At 64.3% G+C, this 25,060-nt stretch carries 21 protein-coding genes; 13 read left to right on the top strand and 8 right to left on the bottom strand.

Annotation, left to right across the window (positions count from 1 at the left end):
- The first annotated feature begins 3 nt into the window (after nucleotides 1–3).
- From glgX to treY, 3 genes are read left to right on the top strand one after another with little or no spacing between them, the layout of a single operon-like run.
- Nucleotides 4–2,082 (top strand): glycogen debranching protein GlgX, encoded by a 2,079-nt coding sequence (gene glgX / locus L6639_RS15805; RefSeq protein WP_237862635.1) that lies wholly within the window; start codon nucleotides 4–6, stop codon nucleotides 2,080–2,082.
- Nucleotides 2,079–3,833: a malto-oligosyltrehalose trehalohydrolase gene (gene treZ / locus L6639_RS15810; protein ID WP_237862636.1), complete on the top strand. Its 1,755-nt coding sequence runs from the start codon at nucleotides 2,079–2,081 to the stop codon at nucleotides 3,831–3,833. Before glgX ends, treZ begins: the two co-directional genes overlap by 4 nt.
- Before the next feature lies 1 nt (nucleotide 3,834).
- Entirely contained in the window at nucleotides 3,835–6,618 is a 2,784-nt protein-coding gene (gene treY / locus L6639_RS15815) for a malto-oligosyltrehalose synthase (RefSeq protein WP_237862637.1), read from the top strand.
- A gap of 3 nt (nucleotides 6,619–6,621) precedes the next feature.
- On the opposite strand, the gene L6639_RS15820 is transcribed toward treY, so the two are convergent.
- Nucleotides 6,622–6,939 (bottom strand): polyhydroxyalkanoic acid system family protein, encoded by a 318-nt coding sequence (locus tag L6639_RS15820; RefSeq protein WP_237862638.1) that lies wholly within the window; start codon nucleotides 6,937–6,939, stop codon nucleotides 6,622–6,624.
- 182 nt (nucleotides 6,940–7,121) lie between these two features.
- Here L6639_RS15820 and L6639_RS15825 point away from each other — a divergent pair, with 182 nt between their 5' ends.
- The gene (locus L6639_RS15825; protein WP_018318514.1) at nucleotides 7,122–7,286 is read left to right on the top strand and encodes a DUF3309 family protein; all 165 of its coding nucleotides are present in this window, start codon (nucleotides 7,122–7,124) and stop codon (nucleotides 7,284–7,286) included.
- 132 nt (nucleotides 7,287–7,418) lie between these two features.
- Here L6639_RS15825 and ligD read toward each other — a convergent pair whose 3' ends face one another.
- A complete protein-coding gene (gene ligD / locus L6639_RS15830) occupies nucleotides 7,419–10,079 on the bottom strand; it encodes a DNA ligase D (RefSeq protein WP_237862639.1) in 2,661 nt (886 codons plus the stop codon).
- Nucleotides 10,080–10,197: 118 nt separating this feature from the next.
- On the opposite strand from ligD, the gene ku reads away from it, so the two are divergent.
- Nucleotides 10,198–11,082 (top strand): non-homologous end joining protein Ku, encoded by an 885-nt coding sequence (gene ku / locus L6639_RS15835; protein ID WP_237862640.1) that lies wholly within the window; start codon nucleotides 10,198–10,200, stop codon nucleotides 11,080–11,082.
- 119 nt (nucleotides 11,083–11,201) lie between these two features.
- On the opposite strand, the gene L6639_RS15840 is transcribed toward ku, so the two are convergent.
- The 6 genes from L6639_RS15840 to L6639_RS15865 form a co-directional block, all read right to left on the bottom strand.
- Nucleotides 11,202–11,891: a response regulator gene (locus L6639_RS15840; RefSeq protein WP_237862641.1), complete on the bottom strand. Its 690-nt coding sequence runs from the start codon at nucleotides 11,889–11,891 to the stop codon at nucleotides 11,202–11,204.
- Nucleotides 11,888–14,611 carry a sensor histidine kinase gene (locus L6639_RS15845; RefSeq protein WP_237862642.1) on the bottom strand — a complete coding sequence of 908 codons (2,724 nt, stop codon included), beginning with the start codon at nucleotides 14,609–14,611 and terminating at the stop codon, nucleotides 11,888–11,890. The genes L6639_RS15840 and L6639_RS15845 overlap by 4 nt, the downstream gene beginning before the upstream one ends.
- 39 nt (nucleotides 14,612–14,650) lie before the next feature.
- Nucleotides 14,651–15,256: a K(+)-transporting ATPase subunit C gene (locus tag L6639_RS15850; protein ID WP_237862643.1), complete on the bottom strand. Its 606-nt coding sequence runs from the start codon at nucleotides 15,254–15,256 to the stop codon at nucleotides 14,651–14,653.
- A 12-nt stretch (nucleotides 15,257–15,268) separates the two neighbouring features.
- Nucleotides 15,269–17,383 (bottom strand): potassium-transporting ATPase subunit KdpB, encoded by a 2,115-nt coding sequence (gene kdpB, locus L6639_RS15855; RefSeq protein ID WP_237862644.1) that lies wholly within the window; start codon nucleotides 17,381–17,383, stop codon nucleotides 15,269–15,271.
- Nucleotides 17,384–17,400: 17 nt separating this feature from the next.
- Nucleotides 17,401–19,104 carry a potassium-transporting ATPase subunit KdpA gene (gene kdpA / locus L6639_RS15860; protein ID WP_237862645.1) on the bottom strand — a complete coding sequence of 568 codons (1,704 nt, stop codon included), beginning with the start codon at nucleotides 19,102–19,104 and terminating at the stop codon, nucleotides 17,401–17,403.
- 112 nt (nucleotides 19,105–19,216) lie between these two features.
- A complete protein-coding gene (locus L6639_RS15865; RefSeq protein WP_237862646.1) occupies nucleotides 19,217–19,306 on the bottom strand; it encodes a K(+)-transporting ATPase subunit F in 90 nt (29 codons plus the stop codon).
- 621 nt (nucleotides 19,307–19,927) lie between these two features.
- Here L6639_RS15865 and L6639_RS15870 point away from each other — a divergent pair.
- From L6639_RS15870 to L6639_RS15900, 8 genes are all read left to right on the top strand, one after another.
- Nucleotides 19,928–20,395 carry a hypothetical protein gene (locus L6639_RS15870; RefSeq protein WP_237862647.1) on the top strand — a complete coding sequence of 156 codons (468 nt, stop codon included), beginning with the start codon at nucleotides 19,928–19,930 and terminating at the stop codon, nucleotides 20,393–20,395.
- 138 nt (nucleotides 20,396–20,533) lie between these two features.
- Complete coding sequence (locus L6639_RS15875; RefSeq protein ID WP_237862648.1) at nucleotides 20,534–20,782, top strand: hypothetical protein; 249 nt, start codon at nucleotides 20,534–20,536, stop codon at nucleotides 20,780–20,782.
- A 24-nt stretch (nucleotides 20,783–20,806) separates the two neighbouring features.
- Nucleotides 20,807–21,724, top strand: coding sequence for a 4-hydroxy-tetrahydrodipicolinate synthase (gene dapA / locus L6639_RS15880; protein ID WP_237862649.1), 918 nt, complete (start codon nucleotides 20,807–20,809; stop codon nucleotides 21,722–21,724).
- Nucleotides 21,725–21,850: 126 nt separating this feature from the next.
- Nucleotides 21,851–22,042, top strand: coding sequence for a hypothetical protein (locus tag L6639_RS15885; protein WP_237862650.1), 192 nt, complete (start codon nucleotides 21,851–21,853; stop codon nucleotides 22,040–22,042).
- Nucleotides 22,043–22,060: 18 nt separating this feature from the next.
- Nucleotides 22,061–22,438, top strand: a complete 378-nt coding sequence (locus tag L6639_RS15890) for a hypothetical protein (RefSeq protein ID WP_237862651.1) — start codon at nucleotides 22,061–22,063, stop codon at nucleotides 22,436–22,438.
- Nucleotides 22,439–22,538: 100 nt separating this feature from the next.
- Nucleotides 22,539–22,667, top strand: a complete 129-nt coding sequence (locus tag L6639_RS43060) for a hypothetical protein (protein WP_271604362.1) — start codon at nucleotides 22,539–22,541, stop codon at nucleotides 22,665–22,667.
- A gap of 143 nt (nucleotides 22,668–22,810) precedes the next feature.
- Entirely contained in the window at nucleotides 22,811–23,446 is a 636-nt protein-coding gene (gene upp, locus L6639_RS15895) for a uracil phosphoribosyltransferase (RefSeq protein ID WP_128950108.1), read from the top strand.
- Between the two features lie 33 nt (nucleotides 23,447–23,479).
- A complete protein-coding gene (locus L6639_RS15900) occupies nucleotides 23,480–25,048 on the top strand; it encodes an AMP-binding protein (protein ID WP_237863329.1) in 1,569 nt (522 codons plus the stop codon).
- Nucleotides 25,049–25,060: the final 12 nt, after the last annotated feature.

Raw genomic sequence — 25,060 nt, forward strand, 5'->3', positions numbered from 1 at the left:
CCGATGCGTCTGACTGCTGGATCGCCCGCGCGCCTCGGTGCAAGCTGGGACGGACGCGGCACCAACTTCGCGCTGTTCTCAGCCCATGCGCAGAAGATCGAGCTGTGCCTGTTCGACAGCCAGGGCCGGCGCGAGCTCGAGCGCATCGAGCTGCCGGAGCGCACCGAGGACGTCTGGCATGGCTATCTCAACGACGTCTCGCCGGGCCAGCTCTACGGCTATCGCGTGCATGGCCCTTATGAGCCCGAGCACGGCCACCGCTTCAACGCCAACAAGCTGCTGCTCGATCCCTACGCCAAGCGCCTTGCCGGGCGCCTGGTCTGGAGCGATGCGCATTTCGCCTATCGCACCGGTTCGGCGCGCGAGGATCTCTCGTTCGACCGGCGCGACAATGCGCGCGGCATGCCCAAGGCCGTCGTGGTCGACGAGACCTTCAACTGGGGCCGGCGCGAGATAAGGCCCAACATCCCCTGGGAAGACACCATCATCTACGAGGCTCACGTCAAGGGCCTGACCCAGAAGCGCGACGACGTGCCGCCGAATTTGCGCGGTACCTATGGCGGGCTGTCGTCGCCGGCGATGATCGAGCATTTGAAGAAGCTCGGCGTCACCACCATCGAATTGCTCCCGATCCACAGCTTCGTCGACGACCGCGTGCTGGTCGAGAAGAAGCTCGCCAATTACTGGGGCTACAACACGCTGTCCTTCTTCGCGCCGGAGCAGCGCTATGCCCAGGACAACGCGCTGGATTCCTTCCGCACCACCGTGGCGCGCCTGCACGATGCCGGCATCGAGGTGATGCTCGATGTGGTCTACAACCACACCGCCGAGGGCAACCATCTCGGCCCGACGCTGTGCTATCGCGGCATCGACAACGCCTCCTATTACTGGCTGAACCGCGAGAACCCGCGATATTACGACGACTTCACCGGCTGCGGCTCCTCGGTGAACCTCACTCATCCGCGGGTGCTGCAGATGGTGATGGATAGCTTGCGCTACTGGGTCGAGGTCTGCCATGTCGACGGCTTCCGCTTCGACCTTGCCACCACGCTCGCGCGCGGCCCGAACGGTTTTGATCGCGGCATCTCGTTCCTGACTGCAATCCGGCAGGATCCGGTGCTCGCCACCGTCAAGCTCGTCGCCGAACCCTGGGATCTCGGCCTCGGCGGCTACCAGGTCGGCGCCTTCCCCTCGCAATGGTCGGAGTGGAACGATCGCTATCGCAGCGCCATGCGCCGCTACTGGAGCGGCGAAGGCAGCCTGATCGGCGATATCTCCAGCCGCATGACGGCCTCCTCCGACCTGTTCAATCACGATGGCCGCCGGCCGCGCGCCAGCATCAACCACATCACGGTCCATGACGGCTTCACGCTGGCCGATCTCTTCAGCTACAACGACAAGCACAACGAGGCCAATGGCGAGGACAATCGCGACGGCTCCAACGACAACCACAGCAACAATTGCGGTGTCGAGGGCCCGACCGACGATCCCAAGATCCTCGGCCTGCGCCGCCAGCTTCGCAAGAACGTGCTGGCCTGTCTGATGCTGGCGCAGGGTATTCCCTTGATCCTTGCCGGCGACGAGGTCGGCAATTCGCAATCCGGCAACAACAACGCCTATTGCCAGGACAACGAAGTAGGCTGGGTCGGCTGGGACAATCTCGGCAAGGACGGCGACGACATGGTCGATTTCGTCGCTGACCTCGCTGACGTCAGGCGAAAATTCTCGCAGTTGCGCAGCCATCGCTGGCTCGATGGCCGCCCCAAGGACGGCATCTCCTACGGTGCGCTGTGGCTGACGCCCGAAGGCAACGAGATGACGGACAGCGACTGGACATTTCCGGACGGCCGGTTCCTTTCTTATGTGATGGGACCGATGGAACCGGGCAGCGCGGCGATCTTTATCGTACTGAACGCCGCCCCCGAAGAGATCGCATTCAAATTGCCCAAAATGCCCGAATACAAGAGCTGGCAGCAGATCCTCAATACGACGGATGCCAAGCTGAACAGCGTTAATTTCATGTCTGGAAGCGACAGCAAGGCGCCGCCGCGCTCCGTGCTCGCGTTCGCGGGGGCGCTATGAGGCCATCCTTCGGGGCGAAGCCGACCAAGGACGGCGTGTCGTTCCGACTGTGGGCGCCCGGCGCGCGTCGCGTCGACCTCCTGCTCGAGCGGCGGCACGCGATGCAGCGCCGGCAGGATGGCTGGTATGTCGCCGAAATCGCGGGCTTGCCAGTCGGCAGCCCCTACAGGTTCAGGATCGACGACGAGATCGACGTCCCCGATCCGGCGTCCGCATTCCAGCCCGAGGATGTGTTCGGCCCGAGCGAGGTGATCGATCACGACGCCTTCAAGTGGCGCGCGAAGGATTGGCGCGGCCGCCCCTGGGAAGAGACGGTGCTGATCGAGACCCATGTCGGCACCTTCACGCGCGACGGCACTTACCGCGCCATGATCGACAAGCTCGATCATCTGGTCGTATCAGGCATCACCACGCTGGAGCTGATGCCGCTGGCCGATTTCGCCGGCCGCCGCGGCTGGGGCTATGACGGCGTGCTCTGGTACGCGCCCGACAGTGCCTATGGCCGCCCGGAAGATCTGAAGACGCTAATCGACGAAGCGCATCTGCGCGGGCTGATGGTCTTCCTCGACGTGGTCTACAATCACTTCGGCCCCGAAGGAAATTATCTCGGCCGCTATGCACCAACCTTCTTCACCGACGCGCACACGCCCTGGGGCAGCGCGATCGATTATCGCGTGCCGCAAGTGCGGGCCTTTGCGGTCGAGAATGCGCTGTCCTGGCTGACCGACTATCGCTTCGATGGTTTGCGACTCGATGCCGCCAACCACATCATGGCGATTCCCGGCGAGCAGTCGATGCTGCACGACCTCAGCGCCGCCGTCGGCGAGCTTGCCAAGGCCACCGACCGACACATTCATCTCGTGCTGGAGAATGGCGATAACCGCGCCAGCATGCTTGACGCCGCGCAGGAGCCGCCGAGCGGCAAATATCGCGCGCAGTGGAACGACGACTATCATCACGTCTGGCACGTGATGCTGACCGGCGAGCTCAACGGCTATTACGGCGACTACCAGACGCCGCGCATGGACCTCGCGCGCGCGCTCGCCTCGGGCTTCGTCTATCAGGGCGAGATCTCGGAATTCTGGGGCAAGAAGCCGCGCGGCGAAGCCAGCGGCGAGCTGCCGCCGGCGACCTTCGTCACCTTCCTGCAAAACCACGACCAGATCGGCAACCGCCCGCTTGGCGACCGCCTCGAGAGCCTGGCCTCGCCGCAGCAGATCGAGGCCGCGCTCGCAGTGACGCTGCTCGCGCCGATGGTGCCGATGCTGTTCCAGGGCGAAGAATGGGGCTCGAAGGTGCCCTTCCCGTTCTTCTGCGATTTCCAGGGCGGCCTTGCCGATGCCGTGCGCAAGGGCCGCAAGCAGGAATATGCCTGGGCCTACGCGACATACGGCGACGAAGTGCCCGATCCGCTTGATCCGGCCACGCCGCAATCGGCCGTGCTGGACTGGACGGGCCGCACGCCCGAACAGGACGCGCGGCTGGCGCTGGTGCGCAATCTCCTCGCGCTTCGCCACAAGGAGATCATGCCGCGGCTGAAGGGCGCGCGGTTCGGCGATGCCGTGGCTGAAGACAACGGCCTGCTCAATGCGCACTGGCGCATGGGCGACGGTACGACGCTGCGGCTCACGGCCAATCTGTCCGACAAAGACATCGCGCATTCCAACAACAATGCAGGCACGCCGATCTGGGGCGGCGCGGCCGGCGACCGACTTCCGCCCTGGTCGGTGGTTTGGCATCTCGGAGGTTGATATGCCTTCCGCGATTCCTCTTGCGACCTACCGGCTTCAGCTCACCGCGGATTTCGACTTCGACAAGGCCGCTGCGGTCGTGCCTTACCTCAAGGCGCTCGGGATCACGCATCTCTACGCCTCTCCGGTGATGAAGGCACGCAAAGGCTCGACCCATGGCTACGACACCGTCGATCACAGCCAGTTCAATCCCGAGCTCGGTGGCGAGGCCGGCTTTGCGCGGCTGAGCGAGACGCTCGCTAAGCACGATCTCGGCCTCATCATCGACTTCGTGCCCAATCATGTCGGCGTGCACTTCGCCGACAATCCCTGGTGGCTGGACGTGTTGGAATGGGGCCAGGCCTCGCCGCACGCCGTTTCCTTCGACATCGATTGGGATCAATTGCCCTATCGTGCCCGCGGCGGCGTGCTGCTGCCGATCCTCGGTACGTCCTATGGCGAGGCGCTGGAACGCGGCGACATTGAGCTGCGCTACGATCCGGATGAGGGCAGTTTTTCTGCCTGGTATTTCGAGCACCGCCTGCCGATCGCGCCGGAACGCTATGGCGAGATCCTGCGGATGATCGTGAAGGAGGCGGATGCCGCCGATACCGTCGCCGGCAAACGCCTGCTCTCGCTCGCCGCGCACACCACCGGCCTGCGCCGGCCGAACCGCAAGGAAGCGCCGGGCTTCAAGGCGGAGTTGAAGGAGATCACAGGCAGCGCCGACATCATCATCCACGGCCTCGCCGCCTATCGCCCGGCAAAAGATCGCCCGGCGCAGACGCTGGCGCTGCATCACTTGCTAGAACGGCAGAACTACAAGCTGGGCCATTGGCGGCTGGCGTCCAGCGACATCAACTATCGCCGTTTCTTCGACGTCAACGGGCTCGCGGGCCTCCGCGTCGAGGACGCGAGCACGTTTGCCGCCACGCACCGGCTGGTGAAGCAGCTCGTCACCGACGGGAAGCTGCAAGGCATCCGCCTCGATCACATCGACGGCCTGCGCGACCCCGCGCAATATTGCCAGCGGCTACGCCGGCTGGTGCGCGACGCGCAAGGCAATGCAAAGCCGTTCTACACCGTGATCGAAAAGATCCTGTGCGAGCACGAGAAGTTGCCGCACTTTGCCGGCGTCCAGGGCACCACCGGCTATGAATGGATGAACGCGATCACCCAGGTGCTGGTCGATGCCAGGGGGCTGGAGGCGCTGGACGAAACCTGGCGCCAGATCAGCAACCGGCCGCCGCGGCTCGCGCCTTACGTGAAGGATGCCAAGAGGCGCGTGCTGGAGACGCTGCTGACCAGCGAATTCATCGTGCTGACGCGTCTGCTTGCCCGGATCGCCAACGGGCACTATTCGACCCGCGACTTCTCCGCCGACAGCCTGCGGCAGGCACTCGAGCTCTACGTGCTGCACTTCCCGGTCTATCGCACTTACCTGACCCATAGCGGCCCGACCGCGCTCGACCGCAAACTGATCGACGACACCATCGCGCGTGCCCGCGCAGAGTGGTTCGCTGCGGATGAAGGCATTTTCGACTTCCTGCGCGATGCGCTGACCATGGACCTGCTCAAACCCGGCCGCCCGCCGCACAGCGCGCCGCGCGTGCGCCGGTTTGCGCTGAAGGTGCAGCAATTCACCGGACCGATGATGGCGAAATCGCTGGAGGACACCGCGTTCTACCAGTTCCATAGGCTGCTGGCGCTGAACGAGGTCGGCGGCGATCCCGCCAGCAAAGGCCTCACCGTACCCGCCTTTCACGAGGCGATGCGAGCCCGCGCCAGGGAATGGCCGCAGGGGATGACGGCAACGGCCACCCACGACACCAAGCGCGGCGAGGATGCGCGGGCGCGGATCGCGGCGCTCAGCGAGATATCAGGCGAATGGACCAGCGCGGTTTCGCGCTGGAAGGTGCTGAACGCGCCGCACCTTGCGCTCCACGCCAATCTGCGCGCGCCATCGGCAACGTTCGAATACATGCTCTACCAGGCCCTGCTTGGCGCCTGGCCGCTACAGGGGATGGATGCCAGTTTCGTCGAGCGCATCCAGGCCTATGCGCTCAAGGCGGCTCGCGAGGGCAAGGAAGAGACAAGCTGGCTCAATCCGCATGAAGCGTATGAAAATGGCGTCAAGAGCTTCATCGAGAAGATTCTCGATCCAGCACTGTCAGTCGAATTCCTGGAAGCGCTTGCCACTCTGGCTCGCCGCGTCGCGCTGCTTGGCGCGCTGAATTCGCTGAGCCAGCTCACGCTGAAGGCGACACTGCCGGGCGTGCCCGATTTCTACCAGGGCACCGAATATTGGGACCTGTCGCTGGTCGATCCCGACAACCGCCGCCCGGTGGATTTTGCCGCAAGGCAAGCGGCGCTGGATTCGCTGGAAACGCCGGACTGGGGCGGGCTGATCAAGACCTGGCCGGACGGCCGGCTCAAGCTGGCGTGGACGCGGCACCTTCTCAAGCTCCGTACTGAGCTTGCCGACGTTTTTGCGCAAGGCGGTTATCAGCCGCTGGAGGTGCGCGGCGCGCACGCCGATCATGTGATCTCCTTTGTCCGCCACCACGGCCGCGCTGCAGCCATCGTCGTGGTTGCGCGACAATTCGCGCCCTTCACGCAGGCGGGCCGCGAGTGGCCCGCGCTCGAAGCTTTTGACGCAACCGTCGACGTCAGCGGCTACGCCGCGCCGGGCCTTGCGGGCAACGAATTGCCGCTCGCGCAGGCGTTCCGTGATTTTCCCGCCGCTGTCATCGAGGCCCGCACGGCAAGCTCCATCAAGCCTGGACGACAGCGCGTGCGCGCCTGACGCTCATTTCCCCTCATCCTTGGTCAGTAGCAATTGTCCGCGCTTGCGGATGGTCGCCTGCGCCATCTCGGCGAAGCGCTGCAGCAGCCACGGCAGCACCACCTGAACCTTGACATGGTCGTCGGCGACATCAACCTGACCGCTTGCGATCTGGCCGAGGGCGCGGATGCGAAAGTTCATGGTGTCGCCGCTCCAGCGCTCCTCCTCGACCTGCATCACGGGAATGCTGGCGGCGGCGCGGCCGAGCCCGGTCTTGAGCCGTCGCACCGCCTCCTCGCGGCCGAGACGATGCGGAATGGAGACGACAAGCGGTGCTGACATGGCCCTGCCCTGTGGTGACTGATCCTCACATAGTGATGCCGGATGGAGACGCAAAGGTTCCATGCAAGTTGGAGCCGTCGCCCCGTTTCAAATCCGGAACTTTAAAACCCTGGGCAAGTTGCCCTCCGCACAACGGGACAGGTTGCAACGACCCTTTCGACAAAGGGCTGGAGGAGATTCTCATGTCTATCGGTACGATCATTCTGATCATCCTGGTTATCGCGCTGCTCGGCGGCTTCAGCGGCATCGGCGGCGGCCCGTTCTACGGCACCGGCTATTACGGCGGCGGCGGCCTTGGGCTCGTCATCGTCATTCTGCTGATCCTGCTGCTGATGGGCCGGATCTAGCACCACAACGAGGATCTCGTAGGGTGGGCAAAGGCGCACTTGCGCCGTGCCCACCTTCCCTCTCCGTAACAGGCAGATGGTGGGCACGCGCCGCTTTGCCCACCTTACGGGAGTTGCGCCCGTAGCTCCGGCCTACTTCGTTTTCCCCGCCAGCTTCTTGATCGCCGCCTTGATCGACGCGGCCGCATCATCATAGCCCTCCCACGCCTTCGATCGCGCCAAAAGGCCCGGCACAGTCCGCACCGTGTAGCGCTTCGGATCGAGATCGCCCTTCACCTGCGCCCAGGTCACCGGCATCGACACGGTCGCACCATCGCGCGCACGCGGCGACAGCGGCGCCACCGCGGTGGACAGACGATCATTGCGTAGATAGTCCAGAAAGATCTTCCCGTTGCGCAGCTTCTTGGACATGTTGAGCAGGTAGCGCTCGGGATCGTCATCGGCCATCCGCTGGCAAACGCCTTGCGCGAAGGCTTTAGCTTCTTTCCAGCTCACTTTGTCGCGCGCGCCGTGGAGCAGCGGCACCACGACGTGGAGACCCTTGCCGCCGGTGGTCTTGCAAAAGCTCTCCATGCCGACGTCGGCGAGCCGCTTCCGCATCTCCTTGGCCGCCTCGACGACATCGGCGAACTTCACATCCGGTGCCGGATCGAGGTCGAACACCAGGCGGCCCGGGGTATCATAGGCGTCAGGCGCGCAATTCCAGGGATGCAGTTCGACGCCGCCAATCTGCGCGACCGCAGCGAGGCCCTCGACGCGATCGATCTGCAAATATGGCTTGCGATCGCCCGAGACCTTGGCGAGCTCGAGCAGGTTCGATGTGCCCTGCATGGCATGGCGCTGAAAGAACTTCTCGCCGGAGATACCGTCGGGTGCGCGCAGGATCGAGCAGGGGCGGCCCTTCAGATGTTCGATCATCCAGGCGCCGACGGCCTCGAAATAGCGCGCGAGATCGAGCTTCGTCACGCCCTCACCGTCGCCGCCGTCAGGCCACAGCTCCTTGTCCGGCTTCGAGATGGCGACGCCCATGACCTCGGCGGTGCCGGAGTTCTTTCGCTTGTCGGCCTTCGGCACGGCGCGCTTCCGGGCCGAGGGTTTTGCCAGATTGGTATCCACGGGCGTCTCCGCCTCGACCTCCGCGGCCGGCTTGTCCTGCCGCAGGCCCTTGAAGGCGGCCTGGCGGATGTTGCCGTCGGCGGTGAAGCCCGCGAACTCGATCTCGGCCACGAGCTCGGGCTTCAGCCAGTGCACGTCGCGAGTCTTCTTCGGCGCATTCTTGCCACCGAAGGGACTTTCCTTGGCCTCCATGGCGTTCAGCGACGGCATGATGCGCTTGACCTTGTCCGCACCAAAGCCGGTCCCGACCATTCCGACGAAGGCGAGATGATCGCCCCGATGCACGCCCGCCATCAGAGAGCGGAATTTTCCATTGGTGGTCTTGTAGCCGCCGATGACGACCTCGTGGCCGGCGCGACATTTGGCCTTGGTCCAGCTCTCGGTGCGGCCCGAACGGTATGGCGCGTCCAGCTTCTTCGACACCACGCCTTCAAGCTCGAGCTTGCAGGCCGATTGCAACACCGCCTCGCCGCCGCTCTCGAAATGCTCGACATAACGGATTTGGTTCGCCTTCGTCTTGCGCGCCTCCAGCAATTCCTTGAGGCGTTCCTTGCGCTCGCCGAGCGGCAGGCGGCGATAGTCGAGGCCCTCGGCGAACAGCAGGTCGAAGGCGAAGAAGATCAGCTCTTCGGTCTTGCCGTCCGACAGAGCAGCCTGCAGCGAAGAAAAGTTCGGGGCGCCGTTGTGGTCGAGGGCGACGATCTCGCCGTCGATCAGCGCGTCGGGCAACCCGTTCGCCTCCTTGGCGATCGATGCGAACTTGTCGGTCCAGTCGAGGCCCTTGCGCGTCTTCAGCGTCGCCTCGCCGTCTTCGACGCGCAGCTGGACCCGGTAGCCGTCGAACTTGATCTCGTGGCACCAGCCATCCGACGCTGGCGGCCGCTCTACCGGGGTGCATAGCTGCGGCTCCACGAAGTCAGGCATCTCCGAGGCCTTCTTGGCCGTCGTCGCAGTCGTCGCTTTCTTCTTCGACGTTTTTCCGCTCTTCAGCGCCGCACGGGGCGCCGGCTTGACCGTGCGCCCTTTCGTCTCTTCGGCCCGGTTGGATTGCCAGACCGCATCGGCCTTGCCCTTACTCTTCGCCAGCATGAACGGTTTTGGCGCGCGCCCCTTCCCGCCTGCGATCTGTTCCATCGCACGGCCGGAGGCCACGGACTTGTCCTCCGCCAAAATATCCTCGTCCTCGCTGGCATAGTCGTCGCGGTGCTTGATCAGCAGCCAGTTGGTGCGCTTCTCACCGCCGCGATTCCGCATGCGAACCAGCACCCAGCTGCCGTGCAGCTTGTCGCCATGCAGGGTGAATTTGAGATCGCCCTTTTTGAAGCCGGCTTCGGGATCATCGGACTCCCAGGTGCCGCGGTCCCACAGCATCACGGTGCCGCCGCCATACTGCCCCTCGGGGATCGTTCCTTCGAAATCGCCATAGTCGAGCGGATGGTCCTCGACTTCCACCGCCAGCCGCTTGTCGTGCGGATTGAGCGAGGGTCCTTTGGTCACTGCCCAGGACTTGAACACCCCGTCGAATTCGAGCCTGAGATCGTAATGCAGCCGGGTCGCATCATGTTTCTGGATCACGAAGCGCCGTTGCTTTGAGGGCGCGACCGCTGTCTTGCCCGACGGTTCGGGCGTCTTTTCGAAGTCACGCTTCTTTCGATAGGTGGAGAGTTTTTGCAGCACGACCGGTCCCACATCCTCTAATCGCGTTGAAGCCTATCACGGCAAAAGTCCCACCCGGAACCAAAACCCTGGCGGGTGGTTGGAGTTCCAAAACGCGTTGAATTCACTGGAGAATGGAATGGCCCCGCGCGCTTATTGGAAAGGAACGTTGAAACTCTCGCTGGTCAGTTGCCCGGTCGTGCTCTATCCGGCGACCACGGCCGCCGAGAAGACACGGTTTCACATGATCAACCGCGAGACCGGCAACCGGCTCAAGCAGCAGATGGTGGATGCCGAGACCGGCGACGTCGTCGAGAGCGACCAGAAAGGCCGCGGCTACGAGTTGCGCAAGGGCAAATATGTCGAGATCGAGCCGGAGGAGCTCGAGGCCGTGCAGATCGAGAGCAACCACACCATCGACATCGAGAGCTTCGTGCCGAGCGAGGAGATCGATCAGCGCTATCTCAACCACCCCTATTACATTGCGCCCGAAGGCAAGGCTGCGATCGACGCCTTTGCCGTGATCCGCGACGCCATGAAGGACCAGGATCGCGTGGCGCTCGCCAAGATCGTGCTGACCAATCGCGAGCACATCATCGCGATCGAGCCGCTCGGCAAGGGCCTGCTCGGCACCACGCTGCGCTTTCCTTACGAGCTGCGCGACGAGGACGCGTTTTTCGACAACATCAAGAGCCCGAAGATCACCAAGGACATGGTCGAGCTCGCCGGCCACATCCTGCATACCAAGGCCGCGCATTTCGATCCCAGTAAGTTTAAGGACGACTACGAAACCGCGCTGAAGGCGCTGGTGAAGCGCAAGGCCAGCGGTAAGAAGATCGAATTGCCGGAGCCCGAGGAGCGGCCGAGCAATGTTGTCAGCCTGATGGATGCGCTGAAGCAGAGCTTGAAGGGGCGCGGCGGGAAGAAAACCGCGGCGAAGTCGCATGCGCGACGGGCGACGGGGCGGCGGCACGCTGCCAAGAAGACGCACCGATCCACAGCGCGGCAGAGGAAGGCGGGTTGATTTGCTCCGTCATTGCGAGCGCAGCGAAGCAATCCAGGATCGTTCCGCGGAGGGACTCTGGATTGCTTCGCTGCGCTCGCAATGACGATATGGAAGCAGAATCGCGTCCCAACAGGAAGTCAATCCCCCGCCTTCAAGCGGTACCCGATCCCCGTCTCCGTCAGCACATATTGCGGGCGCTCCGGATCGGCTTCGATCTTCTGGCGGAGCTGGCGGACGTAGACGCGCAGATATTGCGCGTCGGTCAGCTCGTCCCAGAGCTCCTTGAGCAGGAATCTGTGGGTCAGCACCTTGCCGGCATGCTGGACCAGCACGCGCAGGAGATCGTATTCCTTCGGCGATAGCTTGATTTCGCGCTCGCCGAGCTTGACGATGCGGCGGACGAGATCGACCGAGAGATCACCAGTGCGAAACACCGGACGCTCACCCTGCACCTGCAACTGATGCCGTAGTGCGGCGCGCAGGCGCGCCAGGAGCTCGTCCATGCCGAACGGCTTGGTCAGATAATCATCGGCGCCGAGATCGAGCGCCTGCACCTTGCCGGCCTCGTCGCCGCGGCTCGACAGCACCACGATCGGCACGCTCTCGTTGCGGGCGCGGATGGTGCGCAGCAGCTCATGGCCCTGGATGTCGGGCAGGCCGAGATCGAGAATGATCAGCGCGGGCTCTTCGCTGAGCTTCTCCAGCGCGACCTTGCCGTTCGACGCCTCCAGGATCTCGTAGCCCTGCGTCGATAGCCCCATCCGCAACAGCTTGCGGATCGGCGGCTCGTCGTCGATCACCAAAACCTTGATCGGGGCAGCACTCATGCGGCGGTATCCAATGCTTTGGTCTGCGCCGGAACCGGCAGACGAATGGTGAGGATGGCGCCGCTGCGGTCGCTGCGATTGGCAGCCGAGATCGTGCCGCGCATGGCTTCGACGAAACCGCGGGAGATGGCAAGCCCGAGCCCGGTGCCGGGACGCACGTGGTCGCCTTTCTGCACGCGATAGAACTTGTCGAACACGCTTTCAAGCTCAATGGGCGGAATGCCGGCACCCTCGTCCACGATATCAAGCACCACCTGGTCGCCCTCGCGCCGGCTCTTGATCGCAATGGTGGTCTCGGCCGGTGAATATTTTGCCGCATTGTCGAGCAGGTTGAACAGCACCTGCTCGAACAATACGGCATCCAGCTCGAGCATCGGCAGATCGGCAGCCAGGATCAGCTCGACCTTGTGAGCTGTCAGGATCTTCGAGGCCCTCCGCAGTGCGCTGCCGACGATCTCGCCGAGATCGTGCAGCGCCGTGTTGGGCACGATGGCGCCGGATTCGAGCTTGGTCATGTCGAGCAGATTGGCAATGAAGCGGTTGAGCCGCTCGGACTCGTCGATCACGGTCGCCAGCAGGTCGCGCTTCTCGGTGTCGGACAGCGCGCCGGCGAGATCGCGCATGGTCGAGGCCGCCCCCAGCACAGACGCGAGCGGCGTTTTCAGATCGTGGGAAATCGAGGTCAGCAAAGCCGAGCGAAGTCGTTCGGACTCGACGGTGCGCTTGACCCGGTCCATGTCCTCGACCAGCAGCACGCGCTCGATCGCGAGCGCGCCCTGGTCGACCAGCGCGTCCAGCAGCCGGCGCTGGTCCGGCGTCAGCAGCGGGCCGGTGCGATCATTGTCGATGCCGATCACGCCGATCGGACCGCGCCCGGTGCGCATCGGCAGGAACAGCCGCTTGGCGCCCGGCAACGTATCCGAGCCACGGCCGGCGGGGCGGTCATTGCTCCAGGCCCAGTTGGCGGCGGCAAGATCGGCCTGGTCGAGCTGGTCCTCGGGCGGATAGCCTGATTTCACCGTCAACAGGCCATCCTCCGGCAGCAGCAGCACCACGCGAACTTTCAGCATTAGCGCGATCTGATAGGCCGAGGCCCACAGCACGTCATCGAGCGTGGCCGTGCCGGCGAGCTTGCGGCTGAAGGCGTAAAGCTGCTCAGTGGTCCTGATGCGGCCGATCGCGGTGTCGGCCTGCGTGCGCACGCGCGCCGCCACATTGGACACCAGGATCGCGATCAGCATGAAGAAAAAGAACGCCGCGACATTGGTCGGATCGGTGATGGTGAAGGTGTAGACCGGCGGCAGGAAGAAGAAATTATAGGCCAATGAGGCTGCGATGCTCGCAAGCAGCGACGGCCACAAGCCGTAGCGCACCGCGACCGCGACCACCGCGGTGAGCAGCACGAGGTCAACATTCTCGATGCCGAACCGCGGTTGAAGCAGCTCTGCGGCGCCGAGGCCGACCAGCACGACACCGAGCGATTTGAGATAGGGCAGCGGATTGAACGGTTCGGTCCGCGCGGCGGTCTGCACGGCCGTCTTCGGCGCCGCCTCGTCCAACAGCTCGTCGCCGGGGATGACATGAACGCTGATATTGCCGGCACGGCGCACCAGATCGTGCACGACAGAGCCGCGCGCCATCTCGAACCAGCGCGAGCGGGTCGACTTGCCGATCACGATCTGGGTGACGTTGTTGCCTTGCGCGAAATTGATGACGTCGTCGGCGATGCGGCGGCCGACCGCGGGAATCGTCAGCGCCTCGCCGCCCAGCGATTCCGCAAGCCGCAGCGTGTCCGCCAGCCGGTCACGCTCCTGGTCCGAGAGCTGGAGCGAGCGTCGCGTCTCGATCGAGATCGCGGTGAATTGCGCATGCAACCGATCGGCCAGCCGCTTGGTATAACGCACGAGCCCGGCCGCGCGCGGATCCTCGCTGACGCAGACGAGGATGCGCTCGCCCGCGGCCCACGGGCCTGCGATGGCGTTCGCCTGCATGTGATTGAGCAGCTGCTCGTCGACGCGCTCTGCCGTGCGCCGCAGCGCCAGTTCGCGCAGCGCAGTCAGGTTGCCCGGCGAAAAGTAATGCTCCAGCGCCCGCTCGGCCTGCTTGGGAACGTAGACCTTGCCTTCACGCAGGCGCTGGATCAGGTCGTCGGGCGTGAGGTCGATCAGCTCGATCGCATCGGCGCGGTCGAAGATCGAATCCGGCACGGTCTCGCGGACCCGGACATGGGTGATCTGGGCGACGACGTCGTTCAGGCTCTCGATATGCTGGATGTTGACGGCGGTATAGACGTCGATGCCGTGGGAGAGCAGCTCCTCGACGTCGAGATAGCGCTTGGGATGACGGCTGCCGGGGGCATTGGTGTGCGCGAGCTCGTCGACCAATGCGATCTTCGGCCGCCGCGCGATCACGGCATCGAGGTCCATCTCCTCGACGATCTGGCCGCGATAGTCGAGCCGCTTGCGCGGGACGACCTCCAGTCCCCGCACCAGCGCCTCGGTCTCGGCGCGGCCATGGGTCTCGACGAAGCCGACCACGACGTCGATGCCGGCCTTGCGCCGGGCATGGGCGCTCTGCAGCATCTCGTAGGTCTTGCCGACGCCGGGCGCGGCGCCGACGAATATCTTCAGCTTGCCGCTCGCGCTCTCCTCCCGGCGCGCGGCTTCCAGCAGCGCCTCGGGCGATGGACGTTGTTCGGGATCGCGGCGCTGCTGAACCATCAGGCTAATATAATCATCCTGATATTGCCGGCCTAGACGCTACTTCGCGGACGCACGATCCAGCGCGAGATTCAGCGCCAGAACGTTAACCCTGGGTTCGCCGAGCAGGCCGAGCCAACGGCCCTCGGTGTTGGCGGCGACGAGTGTCTTAAGCGACTCTTCCGGAATATTGCGCGCCTTTGCCACCCGCGGCACCTGGAATTGCGCGGCCTCAGGCGAAATGTCGGGGTCGAGACCGCTCGCCGAGGTCGTGACCAGATCGACCGGAACGGGGGCATTCGGGTTCTCGGCCTTAAGCTTGTCCACATCCTCCTTCAGCCGGTCGGCCAGCGCCTTGCTGGTCGGGCCGAGATTGGAGCCGCCGGAATTGGCCGCGTTGTAGGGCGCCGGGACCGTCTTGGTCGAATCATTGGGGTCCGGCGCCAGTGTCGCCGAGGGACGGCCGTGGAAATATTTGTCGTCCTTGAATTCCTGCCCGATCAGGGCGGAGCCGATCACCTTGCCGTCCTTCCCGAGCAAGCTTCCTTGCGCCTTGGCGGGGAAGATCGCGCCGGCAATGCCGGTCATGGCGAGCGGATAGGCCAGGCCCGTGATGGCGGTGAGCACCAGCAAGAGGACGATGGCTGGGCGGATTTCTCTGAGCATGTTGGGTCTCCGTTAGGCGAGATGCAATGCGACGACGACGAGGTCGATCGCCTTGATGCCGATGAAGGGAATGACGATGCCGCCGAGGCCGTAGATCAAGAGGTTACGCCGAAGCAACGCGCCGGCGCCGACCGCGCGATAGGCGACGCCCTTCAGTGCCAGAGGAATCAGGCCGATGATGATAAGCGCGTTGAAGATGATCGCCGACAGGATCGCGCTCTGCGGGCTCGACAGGTTCATGACGTTCAGCACGTTGAGCTGCGGGTAGAACGCCAGGAACATCGCCGGGATGATCGCAAAATACTTTGCGACGTCGTTGGCGATCGAGAACGTCGTCAGCGCACCGCGCGTCATCAGAAGCTGCTTGCCGATCTCGACCACCTCGATCAGCTTGGTTGGGTTGGAATCGAGATCGACCATGTTGCCAGCCTCGCGGGCGGCTTGCGTGCCGGTGTTCATGGCGACACCGACGTCGGCCTGCGCCAGCGCCGGCGCATCGTTGGTACCGTCGCCGCACATGGCGACCAGCTTGCCCTTGGCCTGTTCCTCGCGGATCAGCTTGAGCTTGTCCTCGGGCGTAGCCTGCGCCAGGAAATCGTCGACGCCGGCTTCCGCTGCGATCGCGGCAGCCGTCATCGGATTATCGCCTGTGATCATGATGGTGCGAATGCCCATGCGGCGCAGTTCGGCAAAGCGCTCACGGATGCCGCCCTTGACGATGTCCTTGAGTTGGATCACGCCGAGCAGACGGCCGTCCTTCGCAACGGCAAGCGGCGTGCCGCCGGCCTTTGCGATCTCGTCGGAAATCGTCTGGATCTCCCGCGCGGTGTCCGAGTTGAGCGAAGGCTGAACGGCACGAACGGCATTGCCAGTTGCGACGGCCTGTGCTGCTCCGCCACCGATGTAGTTCAAGATTGCATCGACAGCGCCCTTGCGCACCGACGAGCCACCGGCATCGACGCCGCTCATACGGGTCTGCGCCGTGAACGGAACGAAGGTCGCGCCAAGCTCGGCCATGTCGCGACCGCGGATGCCGTACTTCTCCTTCGCCAGCACGACGATTGAACGACCTTCAGGGGTCTCGTCGGCGAGCGAGGCAAGCTGGCCGGCATCCGCCAGTTCCTGCTCGGTCACGCCGCGAACGGGACGGAACGCCGTCGCCTGGCGGTTGCCGAGGGTGATGGTGCCGGTCTTGTCGAGCAGCAGAGTGTCGACGTCGCCAGCGGCCTCGACCGCGCGGCCCGACATTGCCAGCACGTTGAAGCGCACCAGGCGGTCCATGCCGGCGATGCCGATCGCCGAGAGCAGCGCACCGATCGTGGTCGGAATCAGCGTCACGAACAGCGCGACCAGCACGATGATCGAGATCGAGCCGCCGGCATAAGCCGCATAGCTCGGGATGGTGACGGTGGCGAACACGAAGATGATGGTGAGGCCGGCGAGCAGGATGTTGAGCGCGATCTCGTTCGGCGTCTTCTGCCGCTCGGCACCCTCGACCAGCTTGATCATGCGGTCGATGAAGGTCGAGCCCTGTGCCGCGGTGATGCGGACGCGGATCCAGTCGGACAGCACCTGCGTGCCGCCCGTGACCGCCGAACGGTCGCCACCGGACTCGCGGATGACAGGCGCGGACTCACCGGTGATGGCGGCCTCGTTGACGGAAGCAACGCCCTCGATCACCTCGCCATCGGACGGAATCGTATCTCCCGCCTCGACCAGCACGATGTCACCGACCTTCAAGCTCGTGCCCGGCACAAGCTTGAAGTCATGACCTGCACCGTTAAGGAGCTTGGCCTGGCTTTCGGTGCGGGTCTTGCGCAGCGAATCCGCCTGCGCCTTGCCGCGGCCCTCGGCCACCGCCTCGGCGAAGTTCGCGAACAGCACCGTGAACCAGAGCCAGAGAATGATTTGAAAAGTGAAGCCGAGGTTCATCCCGCCCGTGACGAGGTCGCGCAAGAAGATCACCGTGGTGAGCGCAGCCACGACCTCGACCACGAACATGACGGGGTTCTTCACCATCAGCCGCGGATTGAGTTTGGCGAAGGACGCGCGGATCGCAGGCAGCACGATTTTCGGATCGAGCATTGCCGACATCGGGGCACGCTTTTGCAGTTTCATCGTATCCATGGAGGTCACTCCGGAAATCAGAAGAGGTTGCCGGCGTTCATCGCGAGATGCTCGACGATCGGGCCGAGCGCGAGCGCCGGGAAGAAGGTCAGGCCGCCCATGATGAGAATCACGCCGACGACGAGGCCGACGAACAGCCCGCCCGTAGTCGGGAACGTGCCCATGGACGGCGGGATCGATTTCTTCCCTGCAAGCGAGCCCGCGATCGCCATCGCCGGCACGATCATGAAGAAGCGGCCGATGAACATCGCGCAGCCCAGCGTGAGGTTGTAGAAGAAGGTGTTGCCGGTGAGGCCCGCAAAGGCCGAGCCGTTGTTGCCGGTTCCCGAGGTGTAAGCGTAGAGCACCTCGGTGAAGCCGTGCGGGCCGGCGTTCGCCATCGAGGCGACCGCCGCCGGATAGACCACGCCGACGGCGGTCCAGCCAAGGATCATCAGCGGCAGCACCAGGATGGCCAGCATCGCCATCTTGACCTCGCGCGCCTCGATCTTCTTGCCGACATATTCGGGCGTGCGGCCGACCATCAGGCCGGCGACGAAGATCGCCAGAATGACGAAAAGGAGCATGCCGTACATGCCGGCGCCGACGCCGCCGACGATGATTTCGCCGAGCTCGATGTTGATCAGCGGGATCATGCCGCCGAGCGCGGTAAAACTGTCATGCATGGCGTTGACCGCGCCGCAGGAGGCGGCGGTGGTGATCACGGCGAACAGCGAGGACGCGACGATGCCGAAGCGGACTTCCTTGCCCTCCATGTTGCCGCCGGTGAGGCCGAGCGCCTGCAGCGTCGAGGTGCCGCTTGCTTCCGCCCAATAGGTGACGGTGACGCCGGCGATGAACAGCACGCCCATCACGGCGAGGATGGCCCAGCCCTGGCGCTGGTTGCCAACCATGCGGCCGAACACGTTGGTCAGCGCGGCGCCCAGCGCGAAGATCGACAGCATCTGCACGAAGTTCGACAGCGCGGTCGGGTTCTCGAACGGGTGTGCTGCATTGGCATTGAAGAAGCCGCCGCCATTGGTGCCCAGCATCTTGATCGCGACCTGCGATGCCACCGGGCCGACCGCGATGGTCTGCTTGGCGCCTTCGAGAGTCGTCGCCTCGACATAGTCGCCGAGCGTCTGCGGCATGCCCTGCGAGACCAGGAACAGCGTGTAGACGACGCAGATCGGCAGCAGCACGTAGAGCGTACAGCGGGTGACGTCGACCCAGAAATTTCCGACCGTGCGCATCGAGGCACGCGAGAAACCACGGATCAGCGCCACGGCAAGCGCGATGCCGGTCGCGGCCGACAGGAAGTTCTGATGGGTCAGGCCCACCATCTGCACGAGATAAGAGATCGTGCTTTCGCCCCCATAGTTCTGCCAGTTGGTGTTGGTGATGAAGGAGATCGCGGTGTTGAAGGAGAGATCCTCGGCCACGGCGACCTGCCCGGCCGGGTTGAAGGGCAGCACAGCCTGCAAGCGCATTACGCCGTAGATGATGAGGAAGCCGCCGACATGGAACAGCAGCATGGCGACCGTGTAGGTCAACCAATGCTGCTCGCGCTTCTCGTCGACGCCCGAAATCCAGTAGATGCCGGCCTCGATCGGACGCAACACCGGCGAGAGAAACGTCTTCTCGCCATTGAACACGCGCGTCATGTAATAGCCGAGCGGCTTGGTCAGTGCGACGATGACAACGCAGAACAGAACGATCTGGAGCCAACCGATCACAGTCATGGAATTAACCCTTCAGGCTTGGTGTCCGGCGCAACAGCGGCAGCAGCACCGCAAGCAAGCAGCCGACGAGCGCAACGTCGGCCAGCAGCAATTCGACAAGCAGCAGCACGGCTCAGAATCGTTCCGGCCGCAGCAGCGCATAGGTGAGGTAGAACAGGAGCCCCAGCGAAACGACGCCAGCAAGCGAATACTCGAAGATCATGGTCCGCTCCCTCAAAGCCGTTCGCAAGCGTAGGTATAACCGATCGCGAGCGCGAAGAAGCCGAAGCCCAGCGCCAGCATCAGAATGTCCATCATGGGAAAACTCCTCGTTGCGCCCTGTTCAGGAGGCAACCATGTCTCTCTTTCCCGGCAGACAGCTTGCGTTGTATCAAGTGCAACGCATGTGCAGCAGTTGCCAGCCGGGACCTTTCACCGCATTGAAGTGCCACCACGGACATAGGTTTTCGAGACGAGGGCTATGGCGAAGTTATAGGAATCTCATAAAGGGCGGACGGTGCGGTCGACTCGTAGTCGCACGGCAACCTCCGCTATCGTCCCGGACAAGCGAAGCCCAGATCCGCAACCCATACCCCAGGGAGATGTCTGGCGAGGACTCGTAGTGACCAGCCTGGTCCCACAACATCTCCCCTGTGGTTATGGATCCCCGCGTTCGCGGGGATGACGGCGGGGTTTGGAAGCGCATTGCACCCCTCACCGCTCGTATCCCACCTTTATGAGATTCCTATATCTCCCACCCGCGCCCCATCTCGTTTTCCAATGCTCATCCCGCCATCCTGAAGAGGCCGGCCGACTGACCGACACCACTTCCAGGAGGCCTGACATGACCGTCGCTTTCCGACACTACGATTTCCCTTCGCTCAGCGACCATTTGCGCAATGCGCAAGGCATGACCGGTCCGCTGATGCGCGAGATCATGGACAAGGCCTGCCGACGAATCCCCTCGCTCCGCCAGAGCGAGCGCACCGCTCGCCTGATGCAGCTGATCGACGCCGAGGCCTGGACCGATGTCGCGCTTGCGCTGATGGAGCTCGAGCTGCCGCTGTGGCACGTCCGCCGCATCGCCTATGACGAGGGTGAGTGGCATTGCGCGCTGTCGCGTGAACGCGAACTGCCGGACTGGCTCGATGCGGCCGTCGAGGGCTGCCATGGCGATCTCGCAATCGCGCTGATGTCGGCTTTCGTGGAAGTGCAGGCGCTGGCTGTGGAAGCCTCACGGCCAAGCGTTCCCAGCGTGCGCCCTGCCATCGACCCCCTCTATGAGCCGGTCGCCTGCGAGAATGTCGGCTGAGCTGCTCGCGAGTCTTATGGCGTTCCTATGAGATCGCCGCGCGCTCTCTCTCGAAATCCTATCCATTGAGAAAGATATTGATCGGGCGATCCGCGGGACGAGATCCCGCTGCGCCCGTCAATTGGAAGGACCACCTCCGTGAAACTCGTCGAACCTCCTTCGTGCAGCTCCCTCTCCAGCATTGTCTTCATCGGCAAGAACCGTCGCGGTCAGTGGATCGCGCAGGAGCAGCACGGCCTCTATGGCGGTCTGTTCGTCAGCCGCGCAGAGGCCCTCAAATACGCCCTGTTCGAGAACGGACAGCACCCCGAGACCATCGTCGAGTTGCCGCGCGAGATCGAGCTCGAGATGGGCAAGAACCCCGGCGTCTCGCAGCGCGCCGCCTAAGCCGGCGCCTTCAGGCGACTCATCATGTTCATCCCTCCATCAGCCTGGTTCACCGGCTTCATTCCGGATCTGCCGACGCCGTTCGATGCGTCGGGTGCAATTGATCTGAAGGCGTTCGCCGCACTATGCGAGCGCCAGGTCGCGGCCGGTGTTCCCGCGCTCGTGGTCTGCGAGACGGCGGGCGAAGCGCCAACGCTTTCGCCCGCCGAGCGGGAGCTCGTCATTCGCACCGCGGTCGACGTCGCCCGTGGTCGCGTGCGAGTCATCGCGGGCGCGATGTCGAACGCGACCAGCCGCGCCGTCGAGCTCGCGCGCCGCGCGGAGGCCGCCGGTGCCGATGCCATCATGTCGGTGGTGCCCGCCTACAACAAGCCGATGCAGGAGGGCATGCTCGCGCATTTCCGCACGATTGCCGCCTCGACAGGACTGCCCGTGATCTTGCACGATGTTCCGTCCCGCACGCTGCGCCCGCTCGCCGACGAGACGCTGCTGCGTCTGGTCGAATCACGCCAGTTCGTCGGCTTGCGTGACGGCAGCGGCGATGTCACCCGGCCGATGCGCCTGAACCGGCTGCTGCCGGCGGGCTTTCGGTTGCTGTCCGGCGACGATGCCACCGCCTTCGCCCATATCGCCGGCGGCGGCGACGGCGCAATCTCGGAGGTCTCCAACATTGCGCCGGATCTCTGCCGCACGATTTTCTCGCAAGTCAGGCAGGGCCGTCTGCAAACCGCGCGCTACCTGTATAAGCGCCTCGTTCCGCTGATCGCGTGCCTCAGCAAGGAGAGCCCGGCGGCGCTCAAATATGCGCTGAGCACGCTAGGCCTGATGTCGCCGGCGACCAGGCTGCCGATCGTACCGCTGGATGACACCGCTCAGGCAGAGGTCACCAAGGCGTTCGTGGCGATTGCCGATGAAGAACTGATCGACGGCATCGGCGCATAGAGGCGCCTTTATGGCGCTCCTATATGACTGCACCACGGCCCGTCTCGCATTCCTATGCTGCAATGCGCATCATGAGAGGCAGGTTGGGGCGACTGTCGCGTCGCTCCTAAGACAAGGACTTCTGACATGTCGATGCTGACTCAGGGCTTTGAACGGCCCTCCGGCTGGGCTGAACGCCCGGCGCTGATCTCCAGGGACCGCAAGGCCCAGCTCAAGCATTTCGCACTGCGTGCGCTAGCCGTGCTCACGATGGGCGGTGTCCTAGCCGCGCTCATCGCGCTGAAGACCGTGATTTATGTTTGGCACCTCCACGCCTGACGGCAATGGAGACCACCAATGACCTTGCAGATGTGTGAGGAGGCCGCCATGGCCGCGATTGCTCTTCAAGCTGATCATCGCCAGCCGCGGCGGCGGGCTGCGACGGAGCTCAAGCCGCTGGACCCCGACATCGTCAGCGACGCCATTCCGGCCTTCTTCGTCGGCCGCAATGCCGCTGGCCTCTGGGTCGCACGCGAGGCGCGCGGACGCATCGGCGGCCTGTTCCTGTTCAAGAGCTCGGCCGTCGACTTTGCCAACCGTCAGAGCGCGCCGGCACGATGCGCGCTGGTGTTTCCCGTCGAGACCTTCGAGCTCGATATCGAGAATCGCGGCAATACGCTTATCGCGCTTGCGGAACATGCCGGGCGGCTTCTGGCGCGCTTGGCTGCGAGGTAACGCGATATGATCGAGCTCAAGATCGCCGTGCTGCTCGTGCTGATGGCCGCGCTGCTGCTCGGCCTGCGCGCCACCGCTGCGCCCGCCTCGGACAGCTAGCATGCCGCTTCTCAAGGGACATCTCGAGCACGCGGTCACCACGACGATCCTGATCATGACGCTGAGCCTGATCTGGGGCGCGATCTTGACGATCGTGATCACGCTCGCGGCACGCGGGCTCGGCGTCTAGATCCGAATTGACCATGGCTGCCCACGAGGGGGGCAACATGGCACATACCGCAGTCGCACAGCCCGGCGAGGCCGTTTCGTCCCCTGCGGAAAACGCCCCGGCCGATCTGGCGCCGCTTCGCGGAACCGTGTTAGATCGGCCGCATGAGCACAAGCAGCGTCAACGTCGTCGCCCACCCCCTGGTCCAGCACAAGCTCTCGCTGATGCGGGAGAAGGACCGCTCGACCAAGAGCTTTCGCGAGATCCTGAACGAGATCGGGATGCTGCTCGGTTACGAGGTGACGCGCGATCTGCCGCTGGAACTGGTCGACATCGAGACGCCGATCGCCCCGATGCAGGCGCCCAAGATCGCCGGCAAGAAGCTCACGCTGGCGCCGATCCTGCGCGCCGGCGTCGGCTTTCTCGACGGCATGCTGGCGCTGATGCCCTCGGCCCGCATCGCCCATATCGGGCTCTACCGCGACCCTGAGACCTTGCAGGCCGTGGAATATTACTTCAAGGCTCCGCAGGACCTATCCGACCGTACTGTGATCCTGATGGACCCGATGCTGGCGACCGGCAACTCGGCCTGCGCCGGCGCCTCCCTGCTGAAGGATCGCGGCGCCCGAGACATCCGCTTCGTCTGCCTGCTGGCGGCCCCCGAGGGTATCGCGCAGTTCGAGAGCGAGCATCCCGACGTGCCGATCTGGACCGCCGCGATCGACGAGCGGCTCAACGATCACGGCTACATCGTGCCGGGTCTCGGCGATGCCGGCGACCGGATGTTCGGCACCAAGTAGACAGGTTTGCGCGATCGGGCTACTCCGGTGGCCATGCATGATGACGGTGTTTCACTGCATTCGCTGATCGGATCGGACACTACAGCCGATCCCGCCTTCGTGTTTGACGGTAGGCCGGTCTCGCGCGCGGAATTTGCTCGGAAGGTCGAGCAGACCACAGCCTGGCTTGCCGCGGAGGGTATCGGCAAGGGCGACGTCGTGGCGGTCTGGCTGGTCAACCGCGTCGAATGGATTGCACTGCTGTTTGCCGCCGCCAGGCTCGGTGCGATCGTCGCCGCCGTCAATACGCGCTATCGCAGCGCGGAAGTCTCGCATCTCCTGAAGCTATCGGGAGCAAAGCTGTTGGTGATCGAGGCGGCATTCCGATCGATCGATTTCGCCGCCATTCTCGCCGATATCGCCGGGGACGATGTGCCCGCGCTGCAAAAGCTCGCGGTGGTCGGCGCAGATGCGATCCCTGCGCAATGGCCCTGTGTACGCTTCGACGCCTTCGACAAGCCTTGCCCCCCGGCTCCATCTCAGGATGACGTCGATCTGCCCGTGCTGCTCTACACGACATCGGGCACGACCAAAGGGCCAAAGCTGGTCGCGCATTCGCAGCGGACGCTTGCGACCCACGCCCACTCCGTTGCCACGGCGCTCCAGCTTTCGGCGCAACGTCACGCGCTGCTGGCGATGCTACCGTTCTGCGGCACCTTCGGCATGACGAGCCTGCTCGGCTTCTTTGCCGCCGGCGCCACCGTCCACGTGCTCGACGCCTTCGAGGCGGCGCCGGCGCTGAAGATCCTTGGCGAGCACAAGATCACCCACACCTTCGGCTCCGACGAGATGTTTCGCCGCATCCTTGCGCTGACCGACGCGCCGTTCCCGCATCTGGAAATCTGCGGCTTCGCGGCGTTCCAGCCTGGCTGGCGCGAGCTGGCTGCGGAGGCCGAGGCACGCGGCCTGCCGCTGTACGGCCTCTACGGATCGAGCGAGGTGCAGGCGCTGTTCTCGATCGGCCGCGCCAGCGACGCCTTCGCCGACCGCATCGAGGGCGGCGGCTGGCCGATGTCACCGGACGCAAAGGTCCGCGTGCGCGACACCGAGACCGGCGAGCTCACAGTCCCCGGCATATCCGGCGAGATCGAGATCAGCGCGCCGTCGCGCTTCCTCGGATATTTCGGCAATCCCGAGGCGACGCGCGATGCGATCACCGCGGACGGCTTCCTCCGCACCGGCGATATCGGTCGCCTGCGCGGCGGCGCTTTTGTCTACGAGACCCGCGCAGGCGATGCCATGCGGCTCGGCGGCTTCCTGGTCGCGCCGGGCGAGATCGAGGACGAGCTCAAGTCCTGCGCCGGCGTTGCCGACGCGCAGGTCGTCGCGGTCGATCTGAAGGGCCAGGCGCGCTGCGTCGCCTTCGTCATTCCTGCAGGCACCTCGCCGCGTCAGGAGGTGCTGACAGCACACCTGCGCGAGCGGCTTGCCGGCTACAAGATTCCGGCGCGGATCTACGTCGTGGACGCCTTCCCCGTTACTGACAGCGCCAATGGCGTCAAGATCCAGCGCGCAAAACTCCGCGCCATGGCGATGGAGCGGATCGCGGCCGAACTAAGCTAGCGCCTGGCGTCC

The organism is Bradyrhizobium zhengyangense (assembly GCF_022012555.1).
Lineage (GTDB): Bacteria > Pseudomonadota > Alphaproteobacteria > Rhizobiales > Xanthobacteraceae > Bradyrhizobium > Bradyrhizobium zhengyangense.